The organism is Archangium sp. (genome assembly GCF_036388035.1).
In the GTDB taxonomy this organism is placed as follows: domain Bacteria; phylum Myxococcota; class Myxococcia; order Myxococcales; family Myxococcaceae; genus Archangium.
Genome location: NZ_DASVSO010000324.1, coordinates 1 through 7,674 on the forward strand (window position 1 = coordinate 1; position 7,674 = coordinate 7,674).

Genomic DNA, 7,674 nt, shown 5'->3' on the forward strand with positions numbered 1-7,674 from the left:
GCCCGATAGGCGAGCCGCGACGCGCGGGGCCCTACGGGCTCGGCTGCATCTTGTCCGACGTGCGCGCACTCGACCTGCCCGGCAGGCGAGCTTCGACGCGCAGGGCTCCACCGTGCCCAACAGCCCCTCTCCAACGCGTACGCCCCCACGGATCCGGTTCTACCTGTCCGACACACACCACCTAGCCCAGCAGGAGAGCCTCGACGCACGCGGGGGGCTCCACCGGCCTAGCAGGTGAGCTTGGACACGTGCGTTGAGTTGCTCCGCCCCCAACCTGTCGGAAGTCGCGGAAGCGATCAATAGGCACTTCGAGTAGTGTGATCCTCCCATGAGCTACAAGAAGACCATCGTCTGTCTCGCCAACTCTCGGAAGCCCCCCTCCGGGGGACGGTGCATCGCCGGAAGGGAGTACCGTTCAGGCAAGTTCGGCGAATGGGTCCGACCCGTAAGTGCGCGCGAGAGCCGAGAGGTCTCGGAGGAAGAACGACGTTACGAGGATGGCACCGACCCTAAGGTGTTGGACATCGTTTCGATCACGATGAAGCAGCCCTTGCCCCATGATCATCAGCAGGAGAACCACCTCATTGATGACGGCTATTACTGGGAGAAGTCGGGGCAGCTCTCGTGGGACGCTCTACTGGCGGCTGTCGACAGTCCCAGTGGGCCCCTCTGGGAGAACGGCCATTCGTCTCGCCACGGCCGCAACGACCAGGTTCCACAAGCCCGTGTCGCACTCTACAAGCAGTCGCTCTACCTCATCCATCCCGAGAACCTGCGTGTTGTGGTCGGCATGGATGACAACAGTCCTTACCCGAGTCGCCGCCGTGTGCGCGCCCATTTCAAGCTGGGAACCTCGACGTACCACCTCGTGATCACGGACCCTCCTGTTGAGCGCGAGTTCTTCGCGAAGGAGGATGAGGAGTACCCTGTCGAGGACGCGCTTATCTGCGTCAGCCTCTCCGAGCCATACAACGGGTACGCCTATAAATTGGCCGCTGCTGTCATCACGCCCAAACGCGCTAGAGGAACTTCGTGAGCGCATTGATATTCACCGTTGGGCACTCGACCCACTCGACCCAAAAGCTGCTGGACCTGCTCCGGCGAAACGGAATCACGGCCATCGCCGACGTTCGCTCGCAGCCCTACAGCCGCATGAACCCTCAGTTCAATAGGGAGCCGTTGAAGGATGCGCTGAAGGCCGTGGGAATCTCATACGCTTTCCTAGGTCGAGAATTGGGTGCTCGTACTGACGATCGGAACTGCTACGTAGATGGGAAGGTTCAGTACGACCGGCTCGCCAAGACTGCCGCGTTTCAGCACGGTCTGACGCGGGTTATCAATGGGACCAGCCGCTACCGGATTGCGCTACTCTGTGCGGAAAGAGACCCGCTTACGTGTCACAGGACGATTCTCGTAGTTCGACATCTCGTTGTGCGTGGCCTTCGGGCGGCACACATCCTTGGAGACGGCCGCCTAGAACAACACGACGATGCCCTTGACCGCCTTCTCAATGAGGTCGGCCTCAGTGAGCAGGATTTCTTCAAGCCTCGACAGGAACTGGTAGACGAGGCATACGCGAGGCGAGAGAGCGAGATCGCTTACGTCGAGAAGCCAAACCCGACCGACGACCCTGTTCCGGAGCGCTACACCCCATGAAAGTCTTCACCATCGGATTCACTAAGACTTCCGCCGAGTCGTTCTTCAGCAGGCTTCAGAAAGCGGGAGTCAACAAGGTGTTGGACGTGCGCCTGAACAACGTCTCGCAGCTCGCCGGATTCGCGAAGAAGGACGATCTCCGGTACTTCCTCAGGGCCATCGGTGGCATCGATTACGCGCACGAACCGAAGCTCGCGCCGACGCAGGAGATGCTCGATGCTTACAAAAAGGATGGAGGCGACTGGTCCGATTACGAGAGGCGCTTCCTTGCCCTGATGGCTGAACGACGCATCGAAGAGACTGTTCCTCGCTCTGCACTGGAAGGGGCGTGTCTTCTTTGCTCAGAGGACAAACCGAAGCACTGCCACCGCCGCCTTGTTATCGAATACCTTATGCAGAAGTGGGGCAACCTTGAAGTGCAGCATCTTTAGCAATCTCGCTACGTTGCTGGCGGAGGCGAGCGAGGTGGGGCGTGGCCTGCCCCGGTATGAGGAGCGGGGCTTCAAAGGATCGCGGTGTATGTCCTCCTGCAACGCGAAGCGGGCGCCGGTGACGGCTGTACACCTAGTGGAGCGCGTGCCGGAGGTACCCCGCGAAGCGGACGTGCTGAGCATGGTGGGCATGGGGCGCCACGCTCGCCTCCTCCACACCTGCTGGGACCCTCACCTCTCGGCCCATCCCGTGTCCACGTAGCATTTCTGGAGTGGCGACGGTTCGGTGTGGCTCAGCGATTTCGGTCGGATACTTTAGTCGTCAGCCTCGTTTGGATCTTTGCTGATCGTCTTGGCAAACGCACTCGCATCCGCGAAATCATTTTGCGGCGAGAACAGGAACCGAGAGGCCATGAACACCTGCCCAGCGTTCTCGCTCTCGACGAAGTCGGGGGTGAACTCGACGGGTGAACGACAATCGGAAAAGCGGTCGACCTTCGTCCACGGCTGCTCATTCGGATAGCAGTACATGATGACATTAGGCGCCATTGGGTAGACGACGTATGTGCCAGGCGTAAAGACGTGGACCTTGAGCCACATCCGATTATCGCCCGCACGAAAAGCTATAGGATGGTCCGAGGTAATAAATGGCGTCGTGGTTCCGTTCACGCCGAAAAGCCACGTCGATTCCAAGATGCGCTTGGTTAGATCGTTCACAAGAGGTAGGTGCCAGACAAGATCCAAGTGGAGCGCCCTGAGGTCCTTCTCAGAAGGCTCCTTGTAGAACCCATGCGCCTGCGCGAAGAGTCCCAAGATCGTGCGCGACTCAAGCGTCCTGAGTACTTGGATGGCCATGAACTGTGAAACAATTTTCCTATTGATGTCCGGTATTGGAATGCGTTCGCCCGGTTCGGCGGCAGGTAACCACTCAAGCCATTGCGAGGTGATTCGGGAGGTCTCCCCTTCGATGTTGGAGAGTTGTTTCTCCAGTGTGAGCGGATCGTGGCCATGGGCGGCAAGTTCGTCATGCCAGTAGAAGTCGTGCTCTGCCGCAAGGTGGCGAGGAGACGTCGCAAACGACCGATCGCGAGTCTTGTCCCATACGAAAAGTTGACCGGTCGCATTCGCGAATCGGCGCAAGTAGAACTGGGGGACGTAGTGGTGGAGTTTCGGGTCGCTCATCAGCCTTGAGTAGCACGACTGCCGATAATTGAGCCTCAAGTGGGAGCGGAGCCGAAGCCGAAAAAGGCGAACCCTCCGCCTGAGGCAGCGGCGGGGGCCGGCCCAAGGTGGCAGACGACTCGTAGGGAGCGGCAACGAGTCCTTTGGCACCGTCCGACGGCCCCGCTTCACGAACGGCGCGCCCCGATGTGCGGCCCTTCTGGCGCAGACGACGTCTCGGTAACTGAACTGGGGCGGCTCATCACTGCGCTCCAAGCGGAGTGCGGAGTTCATCCGCTCTTCGGTAAAGTCGGCCTCGCCCTGAAGACGTGACCGACGACTCTACCGTGAGTCGATAGGAAGTGGAGGCGGCGGGAATCGAACCCGCCGCCTGGCACTCCCAGAGAGGGCCTGGCGGAGTTCGGCGTTTGCTGGCCCCTTTGTTCAAAGTCCCTGAAAGGAAACGGAGATGGAGAATCAATCGCTGGAAGCCACCATGGGTGGGCAGGAGCGCCCTTCGATATAAGCTCCCGGACATGTGGACCGTCCTCCTGCCGCTCCTCATTGTGGGCCAAGAGAGCCAGCCCCCAGCCGCGCACCCCCTGGGAGAGCGGCCTGGGCAGTCGTGTACCTCAAGGGGCTGCGCGGCCTGTCCACCCGCTTGGCTCACTGCTCGGACGGCCCCTGTCAGCGGTCCTCCTCGGCACCTGCGCTCCAGCCCTCACCCTCAACAGGGCCTCTATCCCGCCTATACGCGCGCGGTGAGTCATAGGCCACGGTTCCGGGGTTCGCACCGACGCAGAGTAGCCCCCCTCACCCGCCGGTCGAGCAGGGGCCCGACCGGTCTCCCGAGGACGACGCCTCGCGGGGCGACGGGTCCGCCTCTCCCGGCGGGCTACTTCGCCCGTTCGCCCTTCAGCTCCACCGTCTCGTCCACGAGGTCGCCCACCTTGATGACCTCGTATTGGGGGTGGTCGTTCGGGAACGGCGGCTTCTCCCCGTAGCGGCCCTCGAGCCAGAGCGCGCAGCGGGTCGCCTCGCGCCCGCACTTCTGCGCGATCCGCTCGCTCAGCGGCACCCCAAGCGCCAGAGCCGTCACGTGGAGCTCGACGTCGCCCACGCGGGAGCGCTTGAAGCGATGGCCGGGCTCTCCGAGCTCGATCACCACGGGCAGGCGAAGACGCTTCCCGCGACTCGCTTCGAGCCAGGTCGTCAGGGCTTTCGTGTCGGTGACCGCCGGCCCCGGTTCGAATTCAAGGACGGGCTCTGGATCGCCTTTGCGCATTCGGGGGTCGCGCAGCCGCAGAGCAGCATGAGCCACACGGCGTATCGGACCATCCCCTGCCTCCGCCCTCCATCCTTTGGCAGGGTTCGGGTCCAGGCACAATCCGTGAAACCAGCTATTCCATAAAGCATTGATCTCCCCCACACATATCTCTAGGGTGCGCGCCGCCTTACGGAAAACACCGGGGCATTTCCTTTCGGAACAGAGAACCATGAGCTTCAACACGAAGATGTTCCCGGGCGCGCTCGTCGTCGCCGGGTTGATGGCGGCGTGTGGTGGTGAGACGCAGGGACAGAACAACGAGCAGGGTGAGACCGCGCGCATCGAGAGCGGGCTGACCGAGACGCTCGTGACGAGGGGGGCGCTCGAGCCCATCACCTGCAAGATGGACTGGTACAGCCGGACCTACTGGGTGGGCACGCCGGGCCAGACCGGTTCCTACAAGGTGGTCGAGCAGTGCTACATCGGCGCGTCGTTCACCCACCAGTACCGCACCGGTCAGTACGTGACCTTCAAGGCCAGTGCGGACGGGGTGAATCCGCAGAACATGTACATCGGCGCCGATGGCTCCGTCGGCGGTGGCGTCATCGATGGCCCCCACACGCTGTATACGGGCACCGCGAACGGCTACGTGGACTTCCAGGGCAATGAGCACTTCGCCTTTGGCTACGGCCAGGCTAGCGGCGGCATCCTGGCCCATAACACGTGCCTCCTGGGCCTGACGGGCACGTGGGCGCCGATCTGGGTCGCCTGCGAGGGTGGGAAGAAGGCCGAGTTCTATGGTGACTCGGCTGCCTACCTGTACCGGTGCGCCAACACCACCGCCTTCACCTGCCCGTAAGGCACTCCCTGACGCGCGGGTCAGGGTGATTCAGAGCTCCATCGCCCTCCCGAGCGTCAACGGGAGGGACTTCCCCCGAGGACCGCCGGTATTCGCATTGCACTCCGAGGTGGCCTCCAATGGCACGGACTACCTCGTGGTGTGGGACGTCTGGAGTGGCTCGTCGAGCACCCTGCGGGACATCCATTTATCCAGCAGCAGGGAGCCGCAGCGGCCTGGAGGACGGTAAAACGTACGCCCCACCGCTGAGAGGACCGGTGACGACGTGAAGACCTCCAATGTCGACGAGCCCATCACCCTGGTCGAGCCCGACCCTCGATGGCCCGCGCTCTACGCCTCCGAGGCCGAGCGCGTGCGCGGAGTCCTCGGAGCTGTCGCCACGCGCATCGAACACGTGGGCAGCACCTCGGTGCCCGGGCTTGCAGGCAAGCCCATCATCGACCTCCTGGTGGGCGTGCGCACGCTGGAGGAGGGAAAGGCCGTCACCGCCCGACTGGTCGCGCTCGGCTACGAGGACTTCGGCGAGGTGTTCATTCCGGGCAGGCTCTACCTGCGACGGCGAGGACCGCCCCACTTCAACGTCGCCATCGCCGAAGAGGGAGGCGCCTTCTTCACGTCCCAGCTCGCCGTCCGCGACTACCTGCGCGCGCATCCCGACGAGGCCAAGGCCTACGCCGACGAGAAGCGCAAGGCCTACGCGCACGGTGCGCGCCTCTTCTCGACGTACTCGCAGCAGAAGAACGCGTTCGTCACCGCACTCGTCGAAAGAGCGCTGGCGTGGGCGCTCGCGTCGCGGTGAGTCACCCAACGCGTGGCTGGCACCCACCCGGGAAAGGGCAGTCGTGTACCTCAAGGGGCTGCGCGGCCTGTCCACCCGCTTGGCTCACTGCTCGGACGGCCCCTGTCAGCGGTCCTCCTCGGCACCTGCGCTCCAGCCCTCACCCTCAACATGGCCTCTGCAAGACCATCGGCGGACCCTCTCCGCGGGTCGGACGCCGCTTTGGCCTTCGGACCGGAAACGGTCAGGACTTCGTGATGGTGCGCGGAGGACAGTTCGCGCTGCGCGATCACATCTCGCGCGCAGCCTGGCGTAGGGCACATCGCGGCCAGCCGACAGTCGACCTGTCCTGGGGGATGACGGACCCGGGCCGCATGCCTACCTCCTGGCCCCAGGAGGCTCGGGCTCGCGCATGGGACGTGGACGAGGGTGGGTGATGGCAGTGGTGGCGGCCACCGTGATGTCGGGGTGCGCCGCGCTCACCACGAAGGAGTCCTCACGGCCCTTCCACCTGCGCGGGGAGGTGGGCTCGCGGGGCGGGGAGTTCGCCACGGCGCTCTACCAGACGGTGGGCGTGCGCATGGTACCGGGCAACCGCCTGCGCTGGGCCAACAACGGCGCTGTCTTCGACGTGATGGTGGAGGAGCTGTCCCACGCGCGCTCCTCCATGAACATCGTCATCTTCATCTGGCGCCCGGGAGTCGCCTCCGAGCGGCTGCTCTCCGTCATCACCGAGCGGGCCCGGGCGGGCGTGGCCTGCCGGGTGCTCGTGGACCCCTTGGGCAGCGCCCCCTTCGAGAAGGAGGTGAAGCCGAGGTTGGAAGCGGCCGGGTGCCAGGCGCACCTGTTCCGCCCGTTGCCGGCGGACGAGAACCTCGCGCGCAACCACCGCAAGGTCATCGTGGTGGACGGCCGGGTGGGAATCACCGGCGGGATGGCCATCCAGGACGAGTGGCTGGGGGAGGTGCGCAACGAGAAGGAGTGGCGCGACACGAATGCGCGGGTGGAGGGCCCGGTGGTGGCGCAGCTCCAACAGGCCTTCGCGGAGAACTGGCAGGAGACGACGGGCGAGCTGCTGCCGGCGAGCGACTTCCCCGGCCTCGACGCCCCGCAGCCCGGACTGGACGAGGCGGGCGAGGGCTGGGCGGCTTTCGTCGCCAGCACCGCGAACCCCGAGGTCACGCGCGCCGAGCGCCTCACGCAGTTGATGGTGCGCGCCGCGCGCAAGCGGCTGTGGATTGCCCAGGCGTACTTCACGCCGAACGAGGCCCTCACCGCGCTGCTGGTGGAGCGGGCGCGCGCGGGCGTGGATGTGCGGGTGCTCGCGCCCGGAGACAAGAACGACCACACGTCCATCACTCTGGCCCAGCGCGCCACCTATGACACCCTGAGGGCCGCGGGTGTGCGCATCTGGGAGTACCAGCCGTCGATGATGCACGCGAAGACGATGGTCGTGGATGACGCCCTGGCGCTGGTGGGCTCAACCAATCTCGACGCGCTGTCTCTGGAGAAGTTGGACGAG

The 7,674-nt window shown here is 64.2% G+C and carries 8 protein-coding genes; 6 read left to right on the forward strand and 2 right to left on the reverse strand.

From position 1 onward, the window contains the following. Positions 1 to 328: 328 nt before the first annotated feature. From VF697_RS13260 to VF697_RS13270, 3 genes are read left to right on the forward strand one after another with little or no spacing between them, the layout of a single operon-like run. On the forward strand, positions 329 to 1,036 hold the full coding sequence (locus VF697_RS13260) for a dual OB domain-containing protein (protein ID WP_331094872.1): 708 nt from the start codon (positions 329 to 331) through the stop codon (positions 1,034 to 1,036). Then, entirely contained in the window at positions 1,033 to 1,656 is a 624-nt protein-coding gene (locus tag VF697_RS13265) for a DUF488 domain-containing protein (RefSeq protein WP_331094874.1), read from the forward strand. Before VF697_RS13260 ends, VF697_RS13265 begins: the two co-directional genes overlap by 4 nt. Continuing rightward, entirely contained in the window at positions 1,653 to 2,087 is a 435-nt protein-coding gene (locus VF697_RS13270; RefSeq protein ID WP_331094876.1) for a DUF488 domain-containing protein, read from the forward strand. The genes VF697_RS13265 and VF697_RS13270 overlap by 4 nt, the downstream gene beginning before the upstream one ends. Positions 2,088 to 2,402: 315 nt before the next feature. Here the strand turns inward: VF697_RS13270 and VF697_RS13275 are convergent, their stop codons facing one another. Together VF697_RS13275 and VF697_RS13280 are read right to left on the reverse strand one after the other, a co-directional pair. Further along, the gene (locus VF697_RS13275) at positions 2,403 to 3,269 is read right to left on the reverse strand and encodes a DUF4238 domain-containing protein (RefSeq protein ID WP_331094877.1); all 867 of its coding nucleotides are present in this window, start codon (positions 3,267 to 3,269) and stop codon (positions 2,403 to 2,405) included. 874 nt (positions 3,270 to 4,143) lie between these two features. Then, a complete protein-coding gene (locus tag VF697_RS13280) occupies positions 4,144 to 4,416 on the reverse strand; it encodes a hypothetical protein (protein ID WP_331094879.1) in 273 nt (90 codons plus the stop codon). Between the two features lie 328 nt (positions 4,417 to 4,744). Here VF697_RS13280 and VF697_RS13285 point away from each other — a divergent pair, with 328 nt between their 5' ends. From VF697_RS13285 to VF697_RS13295, 3 genes are all read left to right on the forward strand, one after another. After that, on the forward strand, positions 4,745 to 5,374 hold the full coding sequence (locus VF697_RS13285; protein ID WP_331094881.1) for a hypothetical protein: 630 nt from the start codon (positions 4,745 to 4,747) through the stop codon (positions 5,372 to 5,374). A 265-nt stretch (positions 5,375 to 5,639) separates the two neighbouring features. Further along, positions 5,640 to 6,173 (forward strand): GrpB family protein, encoded by a 534-nt coding sequence (locus VF697_RS13290; protein ID WP_331094883.1) that lies wholly within the window; start codon positions 5,640 to 5,642, stop codon positions 6,171 to 6,173. 391 nt (positions 6,174 to 6,564) lie between these two features. Next, positions 6,565 to 7,674, forward strand: a 1,110-nt coding sequence (locus VF697_RS13295; protein WP_331094885.1) for a phospholipase D-like domain-containing protein, incomplete at its 3' end; no start/stop codon positions are given.

Coding starts and splice junctions, on each gene's coding strand:
- VF697_RS13275 (WP_331094877.1), bottom strand. CDS start 3,269: ATGAGCGACCCGAAACTCCACCACTACGTCCCCCAGTTCTACTTGCGC.
- VF697_RS13270 (WP_331094876.1), top strand. CDS start 1,653: ATGAAAGTCTTCACCATCGGATTCACTAAGACTTCCGCCGAGTCGTTC.
- VF697_RS13285 (WP_331094881.1), top strand. CDS start 4,745: ATGAGCTTCAACACGAAGATGTTCCCGGGCGCGCTCGTCGTCGCCGGG.
- VF697_RS13260 (WP_331094872.1), top strand. CDS start 329: ATGAGCTACAAGAAGACCATCGTCTGTCTCGCCAACTCTCGGAAGCCC.